This window comes from Planomicrobium sp. CPCC 101110, assembly GCF_007859395.1.
Lineage (GTDB): Bacteria > Bacillota > Bacilli > Bacillales_A > Planococcaceae > Planococcus.
Genome location: NZ_VOHD01000006.1, coordinates 388,719 through 412,532 on the forward strand (window position 1 = coordinate 388,719; position 23,814 = coordinate 412,532).

Sequence of the window (23,814 nt, forward strand, 5' to 3'; positions counted from 1 at the left end):
CTTTCAGTTAATTGGCTTGTTCGCCCAAAACCACCAATTCCTGCGATGTCATTTCGCCTTCAGTGAAAATCGTATGGATTTCGCCATTTCCCTGCCAAACAATATAGGACGCTTCCCCGCTTTCCACGGCAAATCCCTGGAATCCATTCACCCGGACTTCAGTCATCTCAGATCCTTCTGTTTTTGCATAAGGAATCGGCAAAGTCGTTTCAATGTTTTCGATTCTAGCAAGCTGGGTCTTCACATTTTCCGGTAAAAACGGAAGGGACAGCAGTGTAGCTCTCAGCTGCTCGATCGACACTCCTTCCGGAACATTGATTTCCGGAGATTTTGTGCGCATATAGGAAACATGTCGGCCTTCCAGCCCGTAATCCGTATGGACCGCTTCATAGGTTGATACGGAAAAAGGCTTGCCATCCAGCAACGCTTCAAATTGCTGATCGGAACCCAGCTGGGCCAACAATTGGTTCGCTTTTTCTACATTCAAGGTGAATGTTATGGTCGATTCAGGCATCACCCTTACCCCTTCAACGTCAAAATCACCTAGCTGGGATACTGAATGCCCTGCTTCTTCCGCCTGTTCTTTTGTTTCATAATACGTCGGCTCTCCTGTTCCCTCTACCATTTCCAGCTGCCCGATTCCTTTAAGGTCCAGCGTTCCGTCTTTGTTCTCGCTGACAAAGCTTTCGATTTCGCTTATGTCATTCTGGGTCAACGTCACTACCTCGAATTGATCCACACGGAACAACGACAAAAATTCATTTGCTTCCACCCGTACTTGCGGATGAGCCAGCGAGCTGAAAATAGCGGCTGCGGCGGCTCCTGAAATGAGCATGCGTTTGGTTCTGGTTTTCAACGTACTCCACCCCGTTCTTATTTTGGACTTGTGATTTTCTGCCAGCTTCTGATTGCCGGCGTGCTGGAGATTATTCTCGAATTGAACCCATGCCTGATTGGAATCGATTTCTACGCCTTTCGCTTCCAGGGTTTTCTCGCAAAAAGTGTGGAGGCGCTGCAACTCATTGATGTTGCGGCGGCACATTCGGCAATGCTCCAAATGCTTCATAATCTGTTTTTTCTGGTCCCGGCTGACTTCCCCGTCTAAATATGCCTGCAGCACCCCCATATCATGGCAAGTCATCATATTTCCCTCCTTTCATCCATATAGCATTGTTTGAAGCGTTTTTTTGCCCGTGCTATCAAACTTCCGACGGAGATTTTATCAACGCCTTTACTCCTTGCAATTTCCTCGTAGCTATAGCCGGAGAATTTCATGATCAGAATATCCCGGTCCCGTTCCGATAATTTCATCAAGGTTTTTTGGACTTCATCGATGTCTTCACGCATCATGTATCCGTCTTCAGCCGAACCCATTGCATTTTTTTCATAGATTTTCTGTTTATCGTTCCGGGCTTGATGGCGCTTTTCGCTGCGTATGTGATTATAGGCTGTATTAACCGCAACTTTTGTCAACCAGCCTGGCATATTTTGAATCGCTCTGCGATCAGTGTGATACAGCTTCATAAATACTTCCTGCGCTATATCTTCCGCAACGGCTTGTTCTTTAACAATGATGAGAATTTTTCGGACGACGAGGGAATAATGTTGTTTGAATAGATGTTGGAATGCATCTTCTTGTGACGAATTGCTGCTGTTCTGGGACAAGTTCGCCGTCACCTCCATCATTATTTCCTCCCTTCCAAAGCTCTTACTAGTATGACACCACAAATCTGAATTTTGTGACAGCTAGAAACACTTTTTTTAAAAAAAGGGCACGGGTTAGATTCATTGGACGTTTAGAGGTATAACAGCTAGGAGCAGTAATATAGGATTCCCCTTTTTATTGGAGATGGCATGCATCTCTACTTACCGCTGGCGGCCCAAAAGAGCCAATCTCCCCTATTTGTGCGGAGCAAAGACCCTATTCTGCATGTTAATCCTGCGTATATAACGGGTATAGCATATTCAGAACGCCAACAATATGGAGGAGGGGAACCAAATGAGCCCGACAATCTGGCTATACATAGCGCTTGCAATCTTCATAGTGGCGCTAGTCATCGCAATTATCGGAGTTGTTATTTTCGTAAAAGGGATCAAGGATCCAGTCAAGAAAATGAAAGGTTCGGCAGACAACCTGAAAGGGCGTATGGCAAATCTCCAACTGGAGACCACAACCCTGCAGCACCGTGCAAACGAATTGAAAGAAGACATGGCAGCGAAATCTGAAAGAGTAAGCGTAATGATTGATGCCGCAAAAGGGACGAAGAATTCGGTTCTTGACCTGAATTCGTCGGTCCGCATGATAACAAGCGGCGTTGCGACGGGCGTAAGCCAGGACAGAAGAAACGTTGCCCAAGTCAACCAATTGAGCGACTTGACCATGGGACTTCTCGATTTATGGAAAGACCTGAAGTATGTTAAAGAAGACATCTCTGTCTCCACAAAAGAGATCATGTTTGATGAACAGCCTCAGGTTGAAAAAATCAAATTGAATTGAAAAATGGCTGTTCCCAGAGGTTATTCATCTCCTTTGGAAACAGCCATTATTTTTTACATGCCTGATTTAGCGGCGTAAAACTACAAACAAAAGCAGATGGCCGTATTTATGCCATCTGCTAATTTTTATATCAAAATCATTTTACAGGTCGCGTTTATGCTTCGATTTCTTCTGCAGATTCCGTTTCTTCTTCATCTGCCGCTTCTTCATCTTCTTCATCTTCTTCATTTTCTTCCTCAGCTGCTGTTTCTTCGTCTTCAACATCTTCGCTATCTTTTTCTTCTTCATACTCTTCTTCTACTTCAAGTTCTTTGCCATTCATGAATTCAACTTCAATTTCAAGCTCTTCAAACTCAGTGACACCAAGAACCTCTTTCACTTTTACCGTCAACTCTTCTTCCGTAATGCCGTAGGACAAGGCCAGGCGTTCAACGATCGTCCGAGCATCAGCAATGCCGATGCCGTCTTTGATGTCCACAGTCATTTTATGCTTCTTCAACTTGTATTTCAGCTTGAATTTGTCGCCATTGGTGTCTTTTAACGTGATGGAAAGCTTTTTGAGTTCATTTGCATTGGCAATTCCGTCACGGTCTTTGTCTTCTTTGCTGTCTTTGATGCCGTCGCGGTCGCTATCAGCGCTGACAGGATTGTAACCGATTGAAAATTCAAGTGCATTCACAAGTGAATCTCTGTCTTTGTCTTCTTCGCCGTCCACTAAGCCGTCCTTGTCAGAATCGGCGGTTAACGGATTCGTCCCTACAACAAACTCTTCTTTCGTATACAGTTCATCGCGGTCGTTGTCTTCATATGCATCTTTAATCCCATCGCTATCCGTATCCGCTTTTCTATAGTTAAGCTTCGCCTGAACTTCCTGAAGGTTTGTCAATGAATCCTTGTCAAAATCTTCTTTTCCATCAAGCACTTTGTCTTTGTCTGTGTTTTTAGAATTTGGGTTCAAATTCAACTGATACTCCTGCAGATTGCTTAGCCCGTCTTTGTCTTTATCTCTTGACGCGACTTTTTTTCCGTACCCGAGCTTGTATTTCTTTTGCCAGCTGTCCGGAATGCCGTTTTTGTCTTTATCCACTTGGACAGTTTTTGCTTTTTTGACTGGCTGCGCCGTTTTTTCCGCTGCACCGGCAATGCCCGCTCCTTGCGACAAAATCAACGTTGCCGCCAAAGTGACTCCTACAACTTTCTTCACTCTCATCCACTCCCTATTATTTCTGATGAATGGCAACCGGCTGGCAAGTCAGCTTGGATTAGAAGCCTTATTGCTTTGCCCTTCACATTATGTGATTTGCCACTAACAAGAGTATAGCTCCTCAAAAGGAAGTTAGATATAGCCAATATATCTATTATTAAGTAACATATTTACAAAATAATATTTTGTTTTTTAATTTTACAGGGTATATATACCCAATTTCTTTCTTTGATTATCTCTTCTTTAATACTTTAAGAGTCAGAGGCTGCATCAAGCTAACATCAGTGCTGAATCACTTTACTTCTTTCTGTTGAAGGTTACGGTTTCTATGGAAATACACTGGACTCATTCAAGCAGTATTGTTATGAAAATCCTTCTAGGCAGCTTAAAATAACGAGATAAAATTTCCTGCACTATAGCGCCGGCAATAATGCTAAATAGAGCGGTCCTTCTGTTCGGCGTTTTTTAGTTATGAAAAAATCAATGAAAAACCAACTTGCCAAACGACTGAAACATCAAAGTTTTGAAATTGGCCAACCGCCCCTGAATGGTCGCTTCTTGAACAAGCGGACTTGAGAAGTGCCTTGCAACGGGGCAGACTGGGAACTTTCATGGACTGGGATTTCGACCAGGACGCGGGTGGTGCCGTGTTTTGCTGGAATCAGGGCTCTGCCCAGAACAATAGCTAGTTCTATACACCAAAGGCCAGTCCACCATTATTTGGCGGTTTGGCCTTCTTTTCGACTTGTTTTTCGAGGTTTTATATTCTTCTATAAAACTTTCTTTTTCGCCGCTTTCTAAGCTGTTATACTGCCTGTATAAAATCGTTTCACTTAATCCGTAGACGCCATCGATTTTTTCAACGGCAGCTTTCTCTGGTTTTTACTCTGTTGTCTTCGGCAATCCACATATTTTTTGGAGGTGCATGTATGGACATCCTGATTATTGGTGCCGGCATTGCGGGCTTGACTCTAGCCGGACAGCTTGAACAAAGCGGACATACTGTCCAGGTGGTAGAAAAAGCTCCGGGCCTTCGGACTGAAGGGTACATGATCGACTTTTTCGGCGCCGGCTATGACGCAGCGGAACAAATGGAATTGCTTGTGGAACTGGAAAAGATCCATTATCCGATTTCGGGGCTTTCGATCAAGCGAAGCGATGGGGCAACCCGCTATTTCATCCCTTATCCAAAGCTGCGGAAACTAGCGGACAATCGCCATTTCAACTTTATGCGCGGCGATTTGGAACAGGTGCTGTCGAGAAGGCTCCGGGACCGGGTGCCTGTTCTGTATGCATCGACGATTCAATCGCTCTCGCAGGATGAATCCCGCGTTCACGCTCTCCTTTCAGATGGCAGCGAATGGAGCGGGGACCTGCTCGTTGGAGCGGACGGCATCCATTCGATAGTCCGGAAGCTGGCTTTTGGCGCTCCGGACCGCTTTACCCGCTTTTTGGGGCTTTGGACAGCCGCATTCACTTTTGAACGGACATCCTTGTATGAAGACGTTCAAAATAGCTTTGACCTTTTGACTGAACCCGGCCGTCAAATAAGCGTTTATCCATTGACCGGAGACCGGATTGCTGTGTTCTTCCTGTTCCGCAGCAATAAGTTGAACCCCCGGCCAACGCGCGAGGAAGCACTGCGGGAACTTTCATGCCGTTTTGGCGGCATGGGCTGGCTAGTGCCGGATATTCTGCAAAAGAGCAGGACAGCGTCCGATTTTTATTTTGATGCTGTGGCGCAAGTGGAAATGCCCGAATGGACAAAAGGCCGCGTTGCGCTTGTCGGGGACGCTTGCCATTGTGTGTCCCTGTTGGCCGGCCAGGGAGCTTCCTTGGCGATGGCCGGTTCCTATACACTGGCACAGTGTTTGGCAAATGACGATGTAGCCTCCTCTTTATCGGCATATGAAAACAAGTTGAAACCGCAAATCACGGAAGTTCAGCGGTCAGCAAGAAAATTTGCCAACTTCTTTTTTCCTGATACGAAGTTTCAGTTATTGCTCCGGGACGCCGGCTTGCGCGCGTCCATCGTTCCTGTTCTTCAGCCTTTCTTCAAGTTCAAAAGCATCCGCTTGCCTAACCAAGAAAGTTGATCTCTTGCTTAAGGTGATATATCTTGCCGTTTTCTGAGAATTTTAACCTAGTCGAAATTCGCCTTCACAAACTTTTTGCACACGTAGTTTTAGCGAACTTGTCGTAATCGGCATTTTCCAAGCGATTTTGCTCAACGGCAAAAATTGAAACCTTCCATAGTGGAAGGTTTTTTATTTTCTACACACATCTTATCTGGCTTTCATGCTTATACTGCTGGAGAGAATTGAACAGCTTTTTGTTTACATAATAAATATATTTATTTCATAAGCGTTCTATTATATATGAATTTTAGGCATTTGAAAATATAATCATCTTTTCATTTTTTGGTTTACATAACTAAGTTATTTAATTAATAAGTTCCTGCTTATGCGTTGATAAAGGGCGTCATACCAATCGTTTTGCCCTTCCCTCTTTTTCCTGACAAATAAAAAAGCGGATCCATTTAGAGGATCCGCTTTTTTGCTTTTTAGATTTCTTTTCCAGGTTCATCTTTTTTATAAACGGCCACGACTTTTCCGTCTGTTCCTTCATCGAGAACAAACGAGCCATTGGAGTATCGATCGACCGGCTTCAGATTGTTGACGGCAACTGTCAACCGGACGCCTTTATCGGTAACGAGAAGCACTTCGTCTTTTCCTGTCGTGCTGACTACTGCCACTACCCGATGCGGGTTCGATTTGATTTCCCGCAGCATGATTACGCCGCGTTTAGCCCGGCCGCCTGTTTCGAATTCCTGAAGCTTCATTTTCTTCGCAGCTCCGCGATGTGTAACCAGAATCAAGTCTTGCTTTTCTTCCAAGTTCAGCATTACCGCTGAAACGACAGAGTCGCCTTCTTTCAGATTCACGCCTTTCACGCCCCCGGTCCTAAGGCCGGTAACCGGAATTTCCTCTAACGGGAACCGGACACCGTAAGCTTGGCTGGTTGCCACGAACAATTCAGTCTCTTTCGTCATGATGCCGGCAAAGACCATTTCGTCGCCGTTTTTCAGATTCATTGTCTTGATGGCGCGTGAATAGCGCTGCACATGATAATCTTTCAATGCGGAACGCTTCGCTTGCCCGAATTTCGAGACAGTGACGACACTCGCCTCCGCTTCGAAATTCTCGAACGGATACACAGCAAGGATGGATTCGTTCGGCTCAAGCGGTACGATGCTTGATAAATGCTGACCGAGGTCTTTCCATTTGATATCCGGCAATTCGTTGATCGGCTGATAGACAAAGTTGCCGGCCGTCGTGAAAATGAGTATGGTGTGCTGCGTATTCAAGTTCGCTTCAAAGAGCAGATGATCCGTTTCTTTCATCGCGAAATCCTGGCCATTTGATGCGGCATGTGAACGGATGCTTGTACGCTTCACATACCCTTCTTTTGTTACCGATACGACCACTTCTTCGCTCGGGATCATGACTTCGCGCGTGATGGTGATTTCTTCGATTTTGTCTTCGATGACCGAACGGCGCGGTTCCGCAAATTTCTTGCGGATTCCTGCAAGTTCTTTTTTGATGACGTTTTTCAGTTTGGTGGCGCTTGTCAAAATACCTGTCAACTCATCGATGAGCTTTCTCAGATCATTTTCTTCTTTCCGAAGATCTGTGATGTCTGTATTGGTCAACCGGTAAAGCTGCAAGGAAACGATCGCTTCCGCCTGCGCTTCCGAAAAATCGAACGATGAGATCAAATTGTTTTTAGCGTCGCGCTTGTCTTTTGACGCCCGGATTGTCCGGATCACTTCATCAAGGATCGACAACGCTTTGATCAGGCCTTCCACAATATGCATGCGGTCATTCGCTTTTTGCAGGTCGTATTCTGCCCGTTTTGTAATGATCTCTTTTTGGTGGCCGATATATGCATCAAGCAGCGTCGGCAGCGTCATCATCGTCGGGCGGCGTTTGTAGATGGCGACCATGTTGAAGTTGTAGCTGACTTGCAGGTCGGTGTTTTTATACAAATAGTTCAAGATGCCCGTCGCTTGGACGTCTTTCTTCAATTCGATGACAATGCGGAGGCCGGTGCGGTCGGATTCATCGCGCACTTCCGAAATCCCTTCAAGCTTGCGGTCAAAACGGAGATCGTCCATTTTTTTGATCATGCTCGCTTTGTTGACTTCAAACGGAACTTCCGTGATGACGATTTGTTCTTTGCCGCCTTTGAGCGGTTCAATCACAGCTTTTGAACGGACGATGATTTTCCCCTTGCCTGTTTCATAAGCTTTTTTGATGCCGTCGACACCCTGGATAATGCCGCCGGTCGGGAAATCCGGGCCTTGGATGACGGTCATGAGTTCATCGACAGTCGCCTGCGGATTATCGATGCGCATCAATACCGCATCCAGCACTTCATGCAGCGCATGCGGCGGAATATCCGTCGCGTAACCTGCAGAAATTCCAGTTGACCCGTTCACCAGCAAGTTCGGAAAATGCGCCGGCAGTACGGTCGGTTCCATGTCGGAATCATCAAAGTTCGGGATGAATTCCACTGTGCGCTTGTCGATATCACGCAGCAATTCAGATGAAATTGCTGACAGCCGTGCTTCCGTGTAACGCATCGCAGCAGGCGAATCGCCGTCCATTGAACCGTTGTTGCCGTGCATTTCAACGAGCATATGCCGGATTTTCCAATCCTGGCTCAAACGGACCATCGCCTCGTACACGGAACTGTCCCCGTGCGGGTGGTAATTACCGATTACATTTCCGACCGTTTTGGCCGATTTACGGAATGCTTTGTCGTTCGTATTGCCTTCGCGGTACATGGCATATAAAATCCGGCGCTGAACCGGCTTTAAGCCATCGCGGGCATCCGGCAGCGCGCGGTCTTGAATAATGTATTTACTATAGCGCCCGAACCGATCGCCGATGACTTCCTCTAATGCTAAATCTTGATAACGTTCGGTTGGTGTCATACAAGTTCCTCCTCAGCGTGCAACAATTCGTTCTCGAGAATATTGTCGTCATCTTCCAATCCGAAGTCCACATTCTTTTCGATCCACTTCCGTCTTGGTTCCACTTTATCGCCCATAAGCGTCGTAATGCGGCGCTCTGCACGTGCCCCGTCCTCTATCGTCACGCGGATCAATGTCCGTGTGTCGGGGTTCATCGTTGTTTCCCATAATTGGTCGGCGTTCATCTCGCCAAGTCCCTTGTACCGCTGGAGCATATACCCTTTTCCGACTTTTTTCGTCGCCGCTTCGAGGTCCGCTTCTGTCCATGCGTACTCGATCACTTCTTTTTTGCCCACACCCCGGGAAACTTTATACAGCGGCGGAAGGGCGATGAAAATTTTGCCCGCTTCAATCAGCGGTTTCATATAGCGGTAGAAGAACGTCAACAGCAGCACTTGGATATGCGCGCCGTCCGTATCCGCATCGGTCATGATGATGACTTTGTTGTAAGCGATGTCGTCAATCGAGAATTCAGGCGACACCCCTCCGCCAATGGCATGGATAATGGTCGAGATTTCTTCGTTCTTCATGATCTCTTCCAATTTCGCTTTTTCCGTGTTGACAACTTTTCCGCGCAGCGGCAAAATCGCCTGGAACGTGCGGTCGCGCCCTTGTTTTGCCGAGCCGCCGGCCGAGTCGCCCTCCACTAGGTACAATTCGTTTTTCGCTGCGTTGCGGGACTGCGCGGGCGTCAATTTACCGGATAACAGCACATCCGATTTTTTCCGTTTCTTGCCGTTTCGCGCATCTTCCCGCGCTTTTCGTGCGGCAAGGCGGGCTTGTGAAGCGCGGATTGCCTTGCGCACAAGCGAGGCGCTCAGTTCCGCATTTTCTTCCAGGAAATACATCAGCTTCTGTGATACGACGGCATCCACGATGCTCCGCGCTTCGCTTGTTCCTAGCTTGCTTTTCGTCTGCCCTTCAAATTGCAGAAGCGCTTCCGGAATGCGTACCGAAACGATGGCCGCCAATCCTTCGCGGATATCGGAGCCTTCAAGGTTTTTGTCTTTGTCTTTCAATAAATTGATTTTTCGTGCATAGTCGTTGAACACACGGGTCATGGCCGCTTTGGCGCCAGTTTCATGTGTACCCCCATCGCGTGTCCGGACGTTGTTGACGAAAGACAAGATCGTTTCGGAATAGCCGTCGTTGAACTGGAATGAAAACTCCACTTCCAGCTCCTCTTGCTTGCCTTCAATGTAAGCGACCGGATGCAGCACGTCTTTTTCTTCATTTAGATAAGTGACAAACGCTTCGATGCCGGTTTCATAGAAAAACAGGTCTTGCTGGCCCGTGCGTTTGTCAGCCAGTTCAATTTTCAGGCCTTTCAGCAGGAACGCCGATTCGCGGAGACGTTCACTGAGAGTGTCGTAATTGTATTTGGTTGCCGAGAAAATCGTATGATCAGGCAAGAAATGGATCAATGTGCCGGATTCTTTTGTCGCTCCGATTTCTTCAAGCGTAGTGACCGCTTTGCCGCCGTTTTCAAAACGCTGGCGGTATTTCCTTCCATCGCGGTGGATGGTCACTTCCAAAAAGCTTGAGAGCGCGTTCACGACCGACGCCCCTACACCGTGCAAGCCGCCGCTTGTCTTATAGCCACCTTGGCCGAATTTCCCGCCCGCGTGAAGCACTGTCAAAATGACTTCCGGCGTCGGTTTTCCGCTGCGGTGCATCCCTGTCGGCATCCCGCGCCCATAGTCGCGCACGCTGATGCTGTTGTCTTCATGGATGGTCACGCTGATTTTGTCGCCATACCCGGCCAATGCTTCATCGACGGAATTGTCGACAATCTCATAGACCAAGTGATGAAGCCCGCGGGTATCGGTCGAGCCGATATACATCCCCGGACGCTTTCTCACGGCATCTAAGCCCTCGAGTACCTGGATCGCTTCTTCGTTGTATGCCGTATTTTGAATTTTAGCCATCAATTTCCCTCCAACAAACATTTGTTCGTATTTGTTCTATAATCGTAGTCCATAATGCGCCCTTCTGTCAATAATCATAGAAAAAGAGCGCTAGGCGCCCTTGTTCTAAGAAATGCCCTATTATTTCAAGATGGCGTGTTCCACTTTGATGCAGCGGTCCATGATGACCGTATAGCCTGCATCGGCCAATTCGTTGAAAACTTCCTCGTCCACTACGTTCAATTGTGTCCAAAACACCGGACAGTCGATTTTTTTAAATTCTCCGGCGATGCCTTTTAAAAACTCACTGCGTCTGAAGACATTGACGATATCCACTGGATACGGAATTTCAGCCAGCGATGCGTAACTCTTTTCACCGAGTATGCTTTCCGCTTGCGGGTTGACCGGAATGATCCGGTAGCCGGCTTTTTGCATCGCTTCCGATACCATATGCGATGTCCGGTCCGGATTCGGGCTGAGGCCGATCACAGCGATCGTCTTTGCTTCATCTAATACCTGTTTGATTTTTTCGCGGCTTGGATTGTTCATTGCAATCACCTATCCTTTTCATTCTATCATATTTGGCGGTTTCGTGTTCGTTGAAAGAAACTGCTTCTGTTGTTTAACGATTGCCCTTCATGGTAAACTTAAAACATAAATATCAATGTTTTAAAGGAGTTCAATATGGATATACTGCTTCCCGTAATTATAGCTTACTTGCTCGGTTCGATTCCATCTGCTTTATGGATTGGGAGAATTTTTTACAAAACGGACATTCGGACGAAAGGAAGCGGAAATTTAGGCGCCACCAATACATTCCGGACGCTCGGCGCAAAAGCCGGCATCGTGGTCACAGTATTGGATATTCTGAAAGGGACGGCAGCTACCATCTTGCCTATGATGATGGATACGCCGGTCCACCCGCTAGTTCTTGGCTTGATCGCTGTTGTCGGCCACATGTTCCCGGTGTTCGCGAAGTTTAAAGGCGGCAAGGCGGTTGCCACTTCAGGCGGGATTTTGCTCGGCTACCAATGGCCGTTGTTTTTAGTGGCGGTCCTCGCACTCCTGATTGCGCTGAAAATCACCAAAATGGTGTCGCTGTCTTCCATCATCTTAGCGATTGTTGCCACTGTTTACACGACAATTTACGCCATAAACACCGGAGATTATCCGTTTATGATCGTCATCATCATATTATCAGCGTTCATCATATATCGGCACAGAGCAAATATTTCCAGAATACGAAACGGCACAGAACCAAAAGTGAAATGGTAGCCAACAGATCGGAAGGGTGTGCGACGAGTGGAAATTATTATTAGCGAAGATGCAATGAAATGGTTCAAAGAGGAAATGGAAGCGACGGCCGGCGAACAGGTTCGGTTTTTCGTCCGCTACGGCGGCTCGAGCAAATTGCAGCCGGGGTTTTCACTTGGTGTGACAAAAGACCAGCCGCATGAATCAGCAGTCGAAACTTCCCATGATGACATCACGTTTTTCGTCGAGAAAAGCGATGTCTGGTATTTCGATGGCCATAATCTGCATGTGACCGTCGATGATAAACTGAATGAATTGGCGTATGCATATGAAAAAGCGTGAGTTTCCTCACGCTTTTTTTATATTGAATTTTTTCAGTTGATCCGTTATGCCTTCAGCGGCCAAGATCTGGCTTTGCCGGTCCCCGAACAAATCGAAGTGCGGGTAGTCTCCCCGCAAATCCATCCATTCCGGCTGCAAGCCATATTGCCGCCCCCACTCTCCGAGCTTTTCCAAATCACTGCAGCCGACTTTTGTCACGGTGTTGCAGCCCGGAAACCGCTCATCGATCCAATAATGCGTCAAAAAGGCGATTTCCCCGGCTTTCACAGACTGCTTCCAGCGGTTCACTTCATCGCGTTTAACTCCGAACGCCATGGGCATCCTTCTTGATCTCTTCGTATTTTGCGTGCCATTCCGGATAGATTTTGCTGAGCGACACCGGACGGAACGAATCTTTCTTGACCACAACATGCTCCGAAGTCGCTGTCGCTGAAACAGTGCCGTCTTCGTGCAATATTTCGTAACCGTATGTGGTGCGCAAACGGCCATGGTCTTCCACCCATGTGCGGACAATCGCCTTTTGGCCATAGCGAAGCGGCGCTTTGTATTGGACGGAAATGTCGGTAACCGGAGACAGATAGCCTTGGTTTTCCATTTCCGCGTACGTAAAACCGACATCCTCGATCAGCTTGGTGCGCCCAAGCTCCAGCCAGATCACGTAATTGGCATGGTAGACGACGCCCATCTGATCTGTCTCCGCATAGCGGATTTCAACTTCTTTTTCACTGATATACATATTCCTAATTCACCTCTATGTAAGTATACAAAACATTGCCCGATTAATAAAAAAGAAAAGGCTGTGCACTGGCATCCTTTTTCATTTCGCTTCAGACGGACGCTTTCCGCGGGCACGGCCTCAGCCGCTTCCTTTGCTCCTGCGATTACTCGTCGCAAATACAAAAACATTCGCTCGCTCAGTCCGGGGTCTTCGGCTCGTGCCGCTCCGTCGTTCCACTCCATCACTGCTCCCGCAGGAAGCGATTTGCGCTGGTGCGAATCGTTTGCGACGAAGAAGCGCAGCGATGCAGGAGCATATCTTTGCCCTTCGCCGCCTTTCACTTGATTCACTGTAATGATAAATCCGATCGTATCCTTCTCCTTAATAGAATGTTCATTAAACTGATTTGAAAAAGTTGTATTACTAATATTTAAGGCTTTTAGAAGCATCTATATCAAAATAGATAATTCTATTTCGGCTACTTTTTTATGATTTACACTTTAACCATGGAGCGAAACAGCGGAGACTCCTGCGGGATAGCGAAGTGCCGAAATCCACTCGGACGTTAGTCAAGACTTGACAGAAGTCTGCGAGGGCAAGTCTTTGCGACGAAGCTAGCCAGCGATGCAGGAGCACCTGTTTTGAGTTAGTTCGGCGCCAGCCCGTGGAAAGCGCAGCTGTTTTGCGGAATGGTCACTACACTTCTTTTATAACTAACGTATAGCTCAACACAAATAAAAAAGGCTGCCCGCAGGCAGCCTTTTTTATTTATCTTACGCTTCCACTAATTTTCTGCGAAGTACCATTTGAAGGATACCACCGTGGCGGTAGTAGTCAACTTCCACTTCAGAGTCAAAACGTGCAAGTGCTTGGAATTCAGTTACTTTTCCGTCTTCAGCAGTTGCTGTCACTGTCAGGATGTCGCGTGGTTTCACGTCATCTGTCAAGTTAACGGAAATGGTTTCGCGTCCTGTTAGGCCAAGTGAATCTGCGTTTTCTCCGTTGATGAATTGCAACGGAAGAACACCCATCATCACAAGGTTTGAACGGTGAATACGCTCATAGCTTTCAGCGATAACTGTCTTGATGCCAAGAAGGAATGTACCTTTGGCAGCCCAGTCACGGGAAGAGCCCATGCCGTAATCTTTGCCGGCTAGGACAACAAGTCCTGTACCGCGCTCTTGGTAACGCATGGCTGCATCGTAAATCGCCATTGTTTCGCCAGTCGGCCAGTAAGTTGTGTAACCGCCAGTTGTTCCCGGTGCTACTTGGTTACGGATGCGGATGTTCGCGAACGTTCCGCGCATCATGACTTCATGGTTACCGCGGCGAGATCCGTAAGAGTTGAAGTTGCGCGGCTCTACGCCTTTCTCACGCAAGTATTTACCGGCTGGCGTATCTTTGCCGATTGCGCCTGCAGGTGAAATGTGGTCCGTCGTGATGGAATCTGCGAATTTTGCAACTACACGCAAGTCTTTAAGTGTTTGAATTGCTTGTGGTTCTGCTGATAGCCCTTGGAAGAACGGCGGGTTTTGGATGTAAGTCGATTCGTCATCAAACGCATAAAGTGAATCATCGTTTGTTTCAATCGCATTCCAAGTTTCGTTTTCGTCAAACACGCGCGCATATTCTTTGCGGAACAATTCAGGTGTCACAGTGCTCTTCACCACTTCGTTCACTTCTTCAGTTGTCGGCCAAATATCGCTCAAGTAAACGTTATTGCCGTCTTTGTCTTGTCCGATCGGATCGTTTTGAAGATCGATATCCACTGTTCCAGCAAGTGCATAAGCAACAACAAGCGGCGGTGAAGCCAAGTAGTTAGCTTTTACAAGTGGATGGATACGCCCTTCAAAGTTACGGTTACCGGAAAGGACTGAAGTCACCAACAAATCGCTGTCTAAAATTGCATCTTCGATTTCAGGAAGCATCGGACCTGAGTTTCCGATACATGTTGTACAGCCGTAACCTACCAAGTTGAAACGGATTTGCTCAAGATAATCGAGCAATCCAGCTTGTTGTAAGTAACCAGTAACAACTTTCGAACCTGGAGCCAATGATGTTTTCACGTAAGCCGGCGGCATCAAGCCTTTTTCAACCGCTTTTTTCGCAACAAGTCCAGCACCTAACATTACATATGGGTTAGATGTATTTGTACATGAAGTGATTGCAGCGATGCCGATTGCGCCTGTTTTCATTTCGGCAGTAGAGCCGTCTTTGAAATTGACAGTTGCAGTTTTGTTGATTTCCTCTTGGCTCAAAGCGAAACCGTGAGGGCCTTCAGGAGCAGTGACCGCTTTATTGAATTCTGTTTTCATTTGAGACAAAGGAATCAAATCCTGCGGACGCTTAGGACCTGAAAGGTTTGGTTCGATAGTTGAAAGGTCAAGTTCAACTGTATCCGTGTAAACTGGATCTTTGTCTGCATCGAAGAACATATCGTTAGCGATCAAGTAAGCTTTTACGATTTCGATGTGGTCTTCTTCACGGCCTGTTAAGCGGAGGTAATCCAACGCCTCTTCGTCAACCGGGAAGAAACCGCAAGTAGCGCCATATTCCGGTGCCATGTTGGCGATAGTCGAACGGTCAGCAAGCGGCAATGTCGTAACGCCAGCTCCGTAGAACTCGACAAATTTGCCGACTACCCCTTTTTGGCGGAGCACTTGAGTGATTTTAAGGGCCAAATCTGTTGCAGTCGCGCCGTTAGGCAATGCGTTCGTCAATTTAACGCCGACTACTTCAGGGATCGGGAAGAATGAAGGCTGTCCAAGCATACCAGCTTCCGCTTCGATACCGCCGACGCCCCAGCCAAGTACGCCAAGGCCGTTGATCATCGTCGTATGCGAGTCAGTTCCGACCAGTGTATCTGGATAAGCTTCAAATGTTCCGTCTTCGTTTTGGATTGCATGGACAACGCTTGCCAAATACTCAAGGTTGACCTGGTGGACGATTCCTGTTTCAGGTGGAACCGCACGATAGTTGTCGTATGCTTTTTGAGCCCAGTTCAAGAACTGGTAACGCTCTGCATTTCGTTCAAATTCAAGTTTTGTGTTGATTTTAAGTGCTTCATTTGTTCCATAGCTGTCTACTTGTACAGAGTGGTCAACGACCAAATCTACTGGAACATCCGGGTTGATCTTGTTTGGATCTCCACCCATTTCAGCCATTGCTGAACGAAGGGCAGCCAAATCTACAACTACTGGAACTCCTGTGAAATCCTGAAGGATAACGCGTGAAGGCTTGAACGGAACTTCCGCTTCCTCATTCGCATGCTCTCCCCATTTCGCAAGGTCTTCGACATGCTCGTCTTTGATAACATAGCCGTCGTGCTGGCGAAGTACGGATTCCAAAAGAACTTTAATGGAATAAGGAAGGCGTGATACTTTCGCGATTCCTGCTTCTTCTAACGCAGCTAAACGATAATAGTTGAACGTTTTGCCATTTAGCTGAAAAGAAGTACGGCTGTTGTGCAAACTGCTTTTTGCCATGATCATGTTCCTCCTTTAAATCTTCTGAAAAGGCTCGTTTATAGCGTCTTTTCTCCTCTTCTATCATAACGAAAACTAAAGCATAAGTAAATTACATTAAAATTATAGAATGTGATAAGTTTTTCGAATTACTCCAACCCACTCAAGAAAGCTGTTTCAACGTTTTTACAAGCTGTTTCAAATGCCGTTTTTCATGAAGTCCGACAAAAGGAAACCATTGCTCCAGCGGGACTTTTCCAAAAACCGGATGAAGCATCGATTTTTGATGCAGGATTTCTTTTGACGCGCCGTCGTATACACCGTTCAGATATGTCCGTGACGCTGCCAGAAGGTTTTTCATTTCTTCCAAGGAAATGAATTCTTCACCGGGAACAATATGCTGCGGTGCATCCACTTTAACTATGCGGCTAGTTGTCAGCCCGATCGGTTTTCTTATGGCTTTCTCGGACTTTTCGCTTGCCAGCTGCTTGGAAATGTTCCGGGCGATTGTGGTTTCCATCAATTGCAGGTGGTCTAAAATCTGCATCGGTGACCAGGCGTCTGGCGACGGTTTTTTGTTCAGCAAGCTGTCCGGCTTTCCTTCAACTGCATCGAGCACAGCTTTTCTAATTCTCGCATTTTCTTCCTTGAACACGTTAAGCCACTCTCCCCAAGCTAAAACACTTTCTTTAATGCGATACCCTATTTTCCTTGGTTCAACTCTTCTTTTTTTGCGGGATTCTTCTATATCTTTTCTGCTTGTTTATCTTTTTTGTATGGTTTTGTTATTTTTCCTTATGTATTATATTACCTTTACAATCAACGTCAAACGACAAAAACAAATTTCTGATTTGAAGAAATTTTCACTTTCCAAAAAGGGAAAGTACGTTCTACTTATGCGGAATAATGGTATAATTACATTAAAGTTTCAAGGAGAGGTGATGCTTTATGCCATACGGCTATGAAAAATATCGGTTAGATAAAGGCATCAGCCCCAATACGGTGGTCCATGAAGTTCAACTGATCCGGGCGCTTTTCGCCTATCTTCGCAAAACTTACAAAAAACAGGTGGAACCGCATGAAATCCGTCCGGCTGATATACAGAACTTTTTACTGCAGCAGCAGGAAACCGGCATCAAAGACAGTACGCTCAACCGCAAGCTCAGCTATATCCGCCAGTGGTTCGATTACATGTGGCGAATCGGGCGCGTCCCTGTCGATTTCATGCCCAAATTCCAGTTTTCAGAAAAACTGGATTTGACGCCAGCTGATATCCACTTGGACTATGAGGCATTGCTGGCAAAAAAACCGGCTGTCCTTGAAGCCGATGAGCTTTCCTTGACGGCCAAAATTCTGTTCCTTCTTTATATGCGTGGCCTGCGCCTCCGGGATATGATTGCGATTGAAGTGGATAATTTCGAAGATCAAGGCGATAAACTGACGCTGCTTGTCGAAAAGAAAGACGGCTTCACATGCCATCTCGAATTTACCGGCAAGGAAGTTCCGGTGCTTCGCGACGGCATCAACCGGGCAATTTTCCGTACTACCCCATATCTTCTATCATCTAAAGTCAAAAACGATTACACAGTATTCCAGCTCGGCTCCCTTTCCGACTATACGGAGGCATTGTCTGCGTTTGTCGGTGTGCCGATGCGTTCCGGTGATATCCGCTTTGCGTATGTGCATTATTTGTATTCGATCGAACACAAAAATCTGGAAGACATCCAGCGCACCCTTGGAGTCAGCCTTGATTCGGCTTCCCGCATCTTGAAAGAATCGCTTACCCGCCTGAAAGCCCCAAAAGAATGAACACAAAAAAACAACCTGCCCCAATGTAAGGGCAGGTTGTTTTTCACATGAACACGTTAAAGTCGATCGCGAAGTTAAAGATGATAAGTGTATGGATGATTACAAAAATCATCCCTTGCCGGTTCAGCTGCTCGACGTTTTCGTACTTCATCATTATCATCTCCTTTCTTTTTATTATACTGAATTATCAGTCAACTTTCAACATTGCTGTAATGTATTTGTCACATTTTTTACATCCATTTCCTTGTATTTGTTCTTGAACATGTAAAAAAACTTTTAGGAATATAATTTTTTAAAACTTTTTTTCACCTTAAAACCCCTTGATATAACTGAATTCCTGTTCCTTTTCGTATAAGGGTTTGGAAACAAAAGGCCTATATTTTTTCAGGTTTATGTTTCAAAAAATCGAAATGAGGATATATCTAGAGTGTAGCACTTATAAATTAACTAAAAGGAGATGGATTACATGGGCTTTATTCTTTACTTAATCGTAGGCGGTATCATCGGATGGTTGGCCGGCCTTATTCTTGGGAAAGACATTCCAGGCGGCATCATCGGTAACATCATTGCAGGAATCATCGGAGCTTGGCTCGGTGGCGAATTGCTTGGCAACTGGGGACCTTCCCTAGCAGGCATCCCTATCATTCCAGCATTGATCGGTGCTTTGATCCTTGTTTTCGTCTTGAGCCTCATTCTTGGTTCAATGCACAAAGGCAGAAGAAGAGCATAATGAAAAAAGAGGGTCCAATGGACCCTCTTTTTTATTTGCTGTTAAATTCTTTTTCATACTGATGATAGTAATGCAAAATGTCTTTGACATAGCGGTCGCTATGATTGTACTGATAAATGGCTTTTTCGAGCTCCCCATCCGCCGCTCCATTTTTGGAAAGATAGTTGGCAGCGCTATAGAGCGCATCTGTTAAATTGTAAGGGTCAGCCTTCCCATCCCCATTTCCATCAACCCCATATCCGCCATATGCTGAGATTGTTGCCGGATCGGTTTTTTCCTTTTCCGGGATATCCCCTTTGCCAAGTCCTGAACAGCTCGGGTATGTCCAGCCGACAAATGTGCAAGGCATGAATTGCATATGCCCTTCCGCCCCGACCGGCGATAACAATGGATCCATGGTCGAAAATTTCGTTTCCACCCGGTGGTGGGCTGCCAACAGCGTCCACGGCACACCATATTCTTCAGCCGCCTCTTTGTAGAGCGGGATATAGTCAGCCGGCACTTCCATATCAAACATCGCTTTTGGCGCCTCTTTAAGCGTTTCCAAAATTTCAGGAGGCTTCACCACGTAAAAAATGGCAATCAAGACAGTGGCCAGCACCAGGAATGCCGGAAGCACAAAAAGCGCCATGAACACTCGTCCCCACCTGAGTCGTTTGGTGTACTTTTTTTTCTTCATCTTTTCCACACCTAATATTCTTTTTTCACTATTCTACCATATCAACTTACACTTTACCGCCTCCCCTTGGCGGAACAGGTTATTTTTTATCCTTAAAATCGCTCACATTTTCAGGAAGGGTTTTAATGGCCACCTGTTCCCTGTACACTGAACATTAAGGAGGTGAACAATTGTGTGGAATGAGTTCAAAAAATTCGCGATCAAAGGCAACGTTATTGACTTGGCGGTCGCAGTGGTTATCGGAGCCGCTTTCGGGAAAATTGTCACTTCCCTTGTCGAAGATTTGATCATGCCGGCTGTCGGCATTTTGCTTGGCGGCTTCAGCGTCGCTCAACTTTCTTACACTTTCGGGGATGCGGAACTCCGCTATGGGGCTTTTTTGCAATCGGTCATTGATTTTTTCATCATATCATTCTCTATTTTCCTTGCAATCCGGTTGTTCTCGAAACTGCAGTTCCAGCCAGAACCCGTGGAAGAAAAGCCTTTACCGGTCTTGGACACAAAAGAACAGCTGCTTACCGAAATACGCGATTTGCTGGCAAAAGAGAATTCTCAGTGAACCAAAAGAAAAACCGGTCCATGACCGGTTTTTCTATTGTTCCGCTATCAGATTTTCCAATTCAGTGACGATATCGTCCACCGGAACGTTTTGGTAGCCGTCGTAATTTGCACGGACAACCCCTTCTTTGTCGACCAGGTAGAACGTCGTTCCATGAATCACCTGATCGCTGTTGGGATCGTCTTTGATGAATGTGTTGAAATTGTCTTTTGCAAACTGCGCTATTTCTTCCTGCCCGTAACCCGTCAGCAAGCTCCACTTTGATTCATCCGGTACAGAGAAGTTTGCCAAGTATTCCTGCATTTTTTCCGGTGTGTCCGCTTTCGGATCGACGCTGAATGCTATGATTTTATAGTCTTCGATTCCTTGTTTCACCAATTCTTCCTGGATGGACGCCATATTGAAGGTCATTGGCGGACAAACCGTTTCACAATTGGTGAAGACGAATGTCGCAAGCCATGGCGTCCCTTTCAGACTTTCCGCTGAAACGGTTTCCCCTCTATGGCTTGTATATGAAAATTTCTCAATACTGCTGCTGCCGCACGCTGATAGGATCAAGACCAGCCCCAGCACAAGTGCCGCTAATTTTCGTTCCATGCTGTCGCCTCCACTCTTCCGTAGCCTTAATGTTATCGAAACGGGCGCTTGAAGACAACATGGAAAGGGCTGTCTTTGTCACAAATCTGTGAAACCGGGCTATATTCTCAGCCCGACGAGTGCTTCGTGAATGGCAACAAGCTTCGTTTCGACCCGGTGCATCAAGTAAAACGACACAAACATCGGGAATCCCACTTCCTGGACCAATCGCATCCATTCATCCATCCTGTTCACCCCCTATCCAAAAAAGCTCTCCCAATTCAGGAGAGCCCGCTTTTTCTACAATTCGTACTCCACAACATTCCGCTCTATGATGCGCGCCCCTTTGGCTAAGGCAAATTGGGACCCTTCCACTTCAAAGATGTTTTGCGTGAGGATTGTCTGCATGCCCGCCGATAATTCTGACGCTGTGACACCTTCTCTCGGTTCTTCTACAGACAGCGTGACCGCTTTTCCTGCAGCTGTTTCAAAAATCAATTCCAACGTTTTTGCCATTCCTTATTCCCCCTTTGTCAGCCCTTACGCATAGATCGTTTCGTCTTGCTGTTTCTCCAAGAACATTAACGGCTTTGTGCCAAAGCTCCCCAATACACGGGCCACTTCAAAAATGGCGTCCGCTCCAGCTGCTTCCGTAACGTTTTGGTACACTTTCACTTTCTTTTTCGGTTTGCCGCTCTCATCCAGGCCGTTATCAAACGTCAGGCGGATGTTTGCGCTTTTGAAATCGCTGTTTGCCATGCTGATCACCTCCTTTCATTCGCTATATAGACACAAATGAAAAAAAGGGATACCTTTTTAATGAATTTATTTGGAATTGCTTTTATAATAGAAGCAAGGCAAAAATGAGGTGAAACAACGTGCAACTAGATGGCTGGTTTTTATGGTTTATCCTGTTTTGGGTAGTGTTGCTTGTCGGGTCGTTTGCGATTGGCGGGTATTTTATGTTCCGGAAGTTCTTGAAATCGATGCCGAAAAAAGATGGGCTTTCTGATTTGAACTGGGAAGAATACTACGTAGATAAAACCATTCACTTATGGGGCGATGAACAAAAGGCATTATTGAACGAATTGGTGCAGCCGGTTCCGGATTTGTTCCGCCCGGTGGCCAAACAAAAAATCGCCGGCAAAATCGGCCAGATCGTCCTTAAAGAAAAAGCGAAAAAACTGCAGCATGAACACATCATCCGCGGCTATATCCAGGCAACACCGAAACGTGACCACAAGTTCCTTCGCAAAAAATTAAACGAGCTTCAAATTGATGTCACGCCATACGAACATTATTTTGAAAAGTAAAAGCGCCGTCCCTCAACTCGGGACAGCGCTTTTTGTTTTATCAGCCAGTTTTTTATATTGAAGATACATCGCAAGACGCCAAGGCACAATCATTCCGAACGCCAATATCCAGAACATGCCACCGAGTTCCCCGACATCGACTGTTGCGCTCAGCACAATTTTGCCGATGAGGCGGACGATCAATAATCCGATCAGAATGAAAATGAACGCTTTGGATTGCTTCAGGTAGATATCGCCATCCCTGATTTCGAATTTTGAAGTCCAAATCAATACCGCAGAAAAAATCATGCCCACGACAAGCGCTTCAAAAATCTGCATCGGGTGCACCCGGAAAAACGGAAAAATGAACATCAAGGCACCTGTCGACATAAACAGCGGGGGTAAGACGATTTTTTTTACAGAAGCCGGTTTTTTGGCCGATTTTGTCCGCATGATCATGACGAATATCCCCATGGCCAGGGCTCCGGCAGATGTCACAACCAGCAATAGTTCCGGTGGAATCATCTCATACATATAAGCCTTCCTCCAATTCGTCCAACTTTTGCCGCAATTCCCCGATAGGGACAAACCGCGCAAATCGGTGGATTTCTTTTCCTTCGTGGAACAAGAGAACTACCGGGGCGGTAAACAGCAGCAAGCTGTCGGCAAGTTCCGGCAAACGGGCAGCATTTGCTGTGCAGAACGGCAAGCTGTACGCATGTTCAAAACCCTCCACTTGCGGGCTCAGCCCATCGCATACAGAGCAGTTATCGGTTTTCACAAAGAGAAGAAAAGACTCCCGGCGGCCGATCTTTTCTTGATATTCTTGCATCAATTCAATGCTATTCATAGCTACCACCTGCTTTTTGTCTATTAAAACCCTTGGAAATCACCGAATAACGGGCTCAGAACACGGATCAAGTACGTCATGCCGTTGAAAAACAGCAAAACGCCGACAGCGATCATGACATAGCCGCCTGCATTCATGATCGCTTTGTTATGCTTGCGGAGCCAGCCCATCCGGGTAACGAAAAACGATAAGACGAAAAATGGAATTGCAAACCCAAGAACGTATGCGAGCATATACCAAACGCCGGATCCCGGGTTAGCCGCAGCAAGCGTGTAAATTGCTGCTGTAATCGGCCCCGTACAAGGCGTCCAGCCAGCAGCGAATGCCACACCGATGACAAACGTTCCAAAAAATCCCGTTGGCCGGTTTTTGAACGAAAACTTCCGGTCTTGCATCAAGAACTTCGGTGTAAAGACGCCAACGATCATCAGCCCGAAAAAGACGATGAAAATAGCGCCGACTTGGCGGATCAAATCATCATAACGAAGGAACCATTCATAAAAGAAAGAAGTACTGAATCCGAGTGCGATAAAGATGGATGAAAAGCCGAGCAAGAAAAAGAGCGTGTGGAACATGCCTCTTTTTTGCATGACCCCTCTTTCGTTTTTGATCTCATCGATTGTCATTCCGGTGATATAAGATAAAAATGCCGGGTACAGCGGCAACGTACAAGGCGAGACAAAGCTCAAAAACCCTGCGCCAAACGCTAAAAACAAATTGATATCTGTTGCCACAATTGTCACTCCTTCTACATGCTCCCCCTATCTTACCAAAAACAGCGCCCGAACACTGCCCTTTAGATTGTGAATTCTTTATGACACCTGGCTTTGCTCCGCTTCTTTCTTGCTGCTGATTTTGTTTTTATTTAATTTCCTTATGTAAATAAATACATTTA

General features: G+C 46.4%; 26 protein-coding genes. 8 read left to right on the forward strand and 18 right to left on the reverse strand.

Going from position 1 to position 23,814, the window contains the following annotated elements; genetic code table 11:
• Positions 1-7: 7 nt before the first annotated feature.
• The gene (locus tag FQV30_RS09830) at positions 8-1,141 is read right to left on the reverse strand and encodes an anti-sigma factor family protein (protein ID WP_186725616.1); all 1,134 of its coding nucleotides are present in this window, start codon (positions 1,139-1,141) and stop codon (positions 8-10) included.
• Entirely contained in the window at positions 1,141-1,686 is a 546-nt protein-coding gene (locus FQV30_RS09835; protein WP_146499979.1) for an RNA polymerase sigma factor SigX, read from the reverse strand. The genes FQV30_RS09830 and FQV30_RS09835 overlap by 1 nt, the downstream gene beginning before the upstream one ends.
• Positions 1,687-1,999: 313 nt before the next feature.
• Here FQV30_RS09835 and FQV30_RS09840 point away from each other — a divergent pair, with 313 nt between their 5' ends.
• On the forward strand, positions 2,000-2,497 hold the full coding sequence (locus tag FQV30_RS09840; RefSeq protein WP_146499980.1) for a DUF948 domain-containing protein: 498 nt from the start codon (positions 2,000-2,002) through the stop codon (positions 2,495-2,497).
• Positions 2,498-2,651: 154 nt separating this feature from the next.
• Here the strand turns inward: FQV30_RS09840 and FQV30_RS09845 are convergent, their stop codons facing one another.
• Positions 2,652-3,701: a hypothetical protein gene (locus FQV30_RS09845; protein ID WP_146499981.1), complete on the reverse strand. Its 1,050-nt coding sequence runs from the start codon at positions 3,699-3,701 to the stop codon at positions 2,652-2,654.
• A 929-nt stretch (positions 3,702-4,630) separates the two neighbouring features.
• Here FQV30_RS09845 and FQV30_RS09850 point away from each other — a divergent pair.
• Positions 4,631-5,797, forward strand: a complete 1,167-nt coding sequence (locus tag FQV30_RS09850; protein ID WP_146499982.1) for an FAD-dependent oxidoreductase — start codon at positions 4,631-4,633, stop codon at positions 5,795-5,797.
• A 467-nt stretch (positions 5,798-6,264) separates the two neighbouring features.
• Here the strand turns inward: FQV30_RS09850 and parC are convergent, their stop codons facing one another.
• The 3 genes from parC to FQV30_RS09865 all read right to left on the reverse strand — a co-directional run bounded on the left by parC (position 6,265) and on the right by FQV30_RS09865 (position 11,201).
• Positions 6,265-8,700 carry a DNA topoisomerase IV subunit A gene (gene parC / locus FQV30_RS09855; RefSeq protein WP_146499983.1) on the reverse strand — a complete coding sequence of 812 codons (2,436 nt, stop codon included), beginning with the start codon at positions 8,698-8,700 and terminating at the stop codon, positions 6,265-6,267.
• Complete coding sequence (parE, locus tag FQV30_RS09860) at positions 8,697-10,667, reverse strand: DNA topoisomerase IV subunit B (RefSeq protein ID WP_146499984.1); 1,971 nt, start codon at positions 10,665-10,667, stop codon at positions 8,697-8,699. Before parE ends, parC begins: the two co-directional genes overlap by 4 nt.
• Positions 10,668-10,787: 120 nt before the next feature.
• Positions 10,788-11,201, reverse strand: coding sequence for a CoA-binding protein (locus FQV30_RS09865; RefSeq protein WP_186725633.1), 414 nt, complete (start codon positions 11,199-11,201; stop codon positions 10,788-10,790).
• A 129-nt stretch (positions 11,202-11,330) separates the two neighbouring features.
• Here FQV30_RS09865 and plsY point away from each other — a divergent pair, with 129 nt between their 5' ends.
• Positions 11,331-11,921, forward strand: a complete 591-nt coding sequence (gene plsY / locus FQV30_RS09870) for a glycerol-3-phosphate 1-O-acyltransferase PlsY (protein ID WP_146499986.1) — start codon at positions 11,331-11,333, stop codon at positions 11,919-11,921.
• 27 nt (positions 11,922-11,948) lie between these two features.
• Positions 11,949-12,242 (forward strand): HesB/YadR/YfhF family protein, encoded by a 294-nt coding sequence (locus tag FQV30_RS09875; protein WP_146499987.1) that lies wholly within the window; start codon positions 11,949-11,951, stop codon positions 12,240-12,242.
• A gap of 6 nt (positions 12,243-12,248) precedes the next feature.
• Here the strand turns inward: FQV30_RS09875 and FQV30_RS09880 are convergent, their stop codons facing one another.
• From FQV30_RS09880 to FQV30_RS09895, 4 genes are all read right to left on the reverse strand, one after another.
• Positions 12,249-12,557 (reverse strand): hypothetical protein, encoded by a 309-nt coding sequence (locus tag FQV30_RS09880; protein ID WP_146499988.1) that lies wholly within the window; start codon positions 12,555-12,557, stop codon positions 12,249-12,251.
• A complete protein-coding gene (locus tag FQV30_RS09885; protein WP_146499989.1) occupies positions 12,541-12,978 on the reverse strand; it encodes an acyl-CoA thioesterase in 438 nt (145 codons plus the stop codon). The genes FQV30_RS09880 and FQV30_RS09885 overlap by 17 nt, the downstream gene beginning before the upstream one ends.
• Before the next feature lie 755 nt (positions 12,979-13,733).
• Positions 13,734-16,445, reverse strand: a complete 2,712-nt coding sequence (gene acnA / locus FQV30_RS09890; protein ID WP_146499990.1) for an aconitate hydratase AcnA — start codon at positions 16,443-16,445, stop codon at positions 13,734-13,736.
• A 142-nt stretch (positions 16,446-16,587) separates the two neighbouring features.
• Positions 16,588-17,079 (reverse strand): DinB family protein, encoded by a 492-nt coding sequence (locus FQV30_RS09895; protein ID WP_146499991.1) that lies wholly within the window; start codon positions 17,077-17,079, stop codon positions 16,588-16,590.
• Between the two features lie 293 nt (positions 17,080-17,372).
• On the opposite strand from FQV30_RS09895, the gene FQV30_RS09900 reads away from it, so the two are divergent.
• Complete coding sequence (locus FQV30_RS09900) at positions 17,373-18,233, forward strand: site-specific integrase (RefSeq protein ID WP_146499992.1); 861 nt, start codon at positions 17,373-17,375, stop codon at positions 18,231-18,233.
• A gap of 466 nt (positions 18,234-18,699) precedes the next feature.
• Positions 18,700-18,963, forward strand: a complete 264-nt coding sequence (locus FQV30_RS09905; RefSeq protein ID WP_146499993.1) for a GlsB/YeaQ/YmgE family stress response membrane protein — start codon at positions 18,700-18,702, stop codon at positions 18,961-18,963.
• A gap of 31 nt (positions 18,964-18,994) precedes the next feature.
• Here the strand turns inward: FQV30_RS09905 and FQV30_RS09910 are convergent, their stop codons facing one another.
• Entirely contained in the window at positions 18,995-19,642 is a 648-nt protein-coding gene (locus FQV30_RS09910; protein WP_146499994.1) for a lytic transglycosylase domain-containing protein, read from the reverse strand.
• 172 nt (positions 19,643-19,814) lie between these two features.
• On the opposite strand from FQV30_RS09910, the gene mscL reads away from it, so the two are divergent.
• Positions 19,815-20,201 (forward strand): large conductance mechanosensitive channel protein MscL, encoded by a 387-nt coding sequence (gene mscL / locus FQV30_RS09915; protein ID WP_146499995.1) that lies wholly within the window; start codon positions 19,815-19,817, stop codon positions 20,199-20,201.
• A gap of 33 nt (positions 20,202-20,234) precedes the next feature.
• Here the strand turns inward: mscL and FQV30_RS09920 are convergent, their stop codons facing one another.
• The 4 genes from FQV30_RS09920 to FQV30_RS09935 form a co-directional block, all read right to left on the reverse strand.
• Positions 20,235-20,798: an SCO family protein gene (locus FQV30_RS09920; protein ID WP_146499996.1), complete on the reverse strand. Its 564-nt coding sequence runs from the start codon at positions 20,796-20,798 to the stop codon at positions 20,235-20,237.
• Positions 20,799-20,897: 99 nt separating this feature from the next.
• Positions 20,898-21,023, reverse strand: coding sequence for a YvrJ family protein (locus tag FQV30_RS09925; protein ID WP_146499997.1), 126 nt, complete (start codon positions 21,021-21,023; stop codon positions 20,898-20,900).
• 54 nt (positions 21,024-21,077) lie between these two features.
• Entirely contained in the window at positions 21,078-21,293 is a 216-nt protein-coding gene (locus FQV30_RS09930; protein WP_146499998.1) for a DUF2922 domain-containing protein, read from the reverse strand.
• A gap of 24 nt (positions 21,294-21,317) precedes the next feature.
• Positions 21,318-21,536, reverse strand: a complete 219-nt coding sequence (locus tag FQV30_RS09935; RefSeq protein ID WP_146499999.1) for a DUF1659 domain-containing protein — start codon at positions 21,534-21,536, stop codon at positions 21,318-21,320.
• 119 nt (positions 21,537-21,655) lie between these two features.
• On the opposite strand from FQV30_RS09935, the gene FQV30_RS09940 reads away from it, so the two are divergent.
• The gene (locus FQV30_RS09940; RefSeq protein ID WP_146500000.1) at positions 21,656-22,090 is read left to right on the forward strand and encodes a DUF2621 domain-containing protein; all 435 of its coding nucleotides are present in this window, start codon (positions 21,656-21,658) and stop codon (positions 22,088-22,090) included.
• Positions 22,091-22,102: 12 nt separating this feature from the next.
• Here FQV30_RS09940 and FQV30_RS09945 read toward each other — a convergent pair whose 3' ends face one another.
• From FQV30_RS09945 to FQV30_RS09955, 3 genes are read right to left on the reverse strand one after another with little or no spacing between them, the layout of a single operon-like run.
• A complete protein-coding gene (locus FQV30_RS09945; protein WP_146500001.1) occupies positions 22,103-22,603 on the reverse strand; it encodes a CcdC family protein in 501 nt (166 codons plus the stop codon).
• The gene (locus FQV30_RS09950; RefSeq protein ID WP_146500002.1) at positions 22,596-22,919 is read right to left on the reverse strand and encodes a thioredoxin family protein; all 324 of its coding nucleotides are present in this window, start codon (positions 22,917-22,919) and stop codon (positions 22,596-22,598) included. Before FQV30_RS09950 ends, FQV30_RS09945 begins: the two co-directional genes overlap by 8 nt.
• A gap of 23 nt (positions 22,920-22,942) precedes the next feature.
• Positions 22,943-23,653, reverse strand: coding sequence for a cytochrome c biogenesis CcdA family protein (locus tag FQV30_RS09955; RefSeq protein WP_146500003.1), 711 nt, complete (start codon positions 23,651-23,653; stop codon positions 22,943-22,945).
• Positions 23,654-23,814: the final 161 nt, after the last annotated feature.

Coding starts and splice junctions, on each gene's coding strand:
- FQV30_RS09830 (WP_186725616.1), bottom strand. CDS start 1,141: ATGACTTGCCATGATATGGGGGTGCTGCAGGCATATTTAGACGGGGAA.
- FQV30_RS09835 (WP_146499979.1), bottom strand. CDS start 1,686: ATGATGGAGGTGACGGCGAACTTGTCCCAGAACAGCAGCAATTCGTCA.
- FQV30_RS09840 (WP_146499980.1), top strand. CDS start 2,000: ATGAGCCCGACAATCTGGCTATACATAGCGCTTGCAATCTTCATAGTG.
- FQV30_RS09850 (WP_146499982.1), top strand. CDS start 4,631: ATGGACATCCTGATTATTGGTGCCGGCATTGCGGGCTTGACTCTAGCC.
- parC (WP_146499983.1), bottom strand. CDS start 8,700: ATGACACCAACCGAACGTTATCAAGATTTAGCATTAGAGGAAGTCATC.
- parE (WP_146499984.1), bottom strand. CDS start 10,667: ATGGCTAAAATTCAAAATACGGCATACAACGAAGAAGCGATCCAGGTA.
- plsY (WP_146499986.1), top strand. CDS start 11,331: ATGGATATACTGCTTCCCGTAATTATAGCTTACTTGCTCGGTTCGATT.
- FQV30_RS09880 (WP_146499988.1), bottom strand. CDS start 12,557: ATGGCGTTCGGAGTTAAACGCGATGAAGTGAACCGCTGGAAGCAGTCT.
- FQV30_RS09885 (WP_146499989.1), bottom strand. CDS start 12,978: ATGTATATCAGTGAAAAAGAAGTTGAAATCCGCTATGCGGAGACAGAT.
- acnA (WP_146499990.1), bottom strand. CDS start 16,445: ATGGCAAAAAGCAGTTTGCACAACAGCCGTACTTCTTTTCAGCTAAAT.
- FQV30_RS09900 (WP_146499992.1), top strand. CDS start 17,373: ATGCCATACGGCTATGAAAAATATCGGTTAGATAAAGGCATCAGCCCC.
- FQV30_RS09905 (WP_146499993.1), top strand. CDS start 18,700: ATGGGCTTTATTCTTTACTTAATCGTAGGCGGTATCATCGGATGGTTG.
- FQV30_RS09910 (WP_146499994.1), bottom strand. CDS start 19,642: ATGAAGAAAAAAAAGTACACCAAACGACTCAGGTGGGGACGAGTGTTC.
- FQV30_RS09920 (WP_146499996.1), bottom strand. CDS start 20,798: ATGGAACGAAAATTAGCGGCACTTGTGCTGGGGCTGGTCTTGATCCTA.
- FQV30_RS09925 (WP_146499997.1), bottom strand. CDS start 21,023: ATGGATGAATGGATGCGATTGGTCCAGGAAGTGGGATTCCCGATGTTT.
- FQV30_RS09930 (WP_146499998.1), bottom strand. CDS start 21,293: ATGGCAAAAACGTTGGAATTGATTTTTGAAACAGCTGCAGGAAAAGCG.
- FQV30_RS09935 (WP_146499999.1), bottom strand. CDS start 21,536: ATGGCAAACAGCGATTTCAAAAGCGCAAACATCCGCCTGACGTTTGAT.
- FQV30_RS09945 (WP_146500001.1), bottom strand. CDS start 22,603: ATGTATGAGATGATTCCACCGGAACTATTGCTGGTTGTGACATCTGCC.
- FQV30_RS09950 (WP_146500002.1), bottom strand. CDS start 22,919: ATGAATAGCATTGAATTGATGCAAGAATATCAAGAAAAGATCGGCCGC.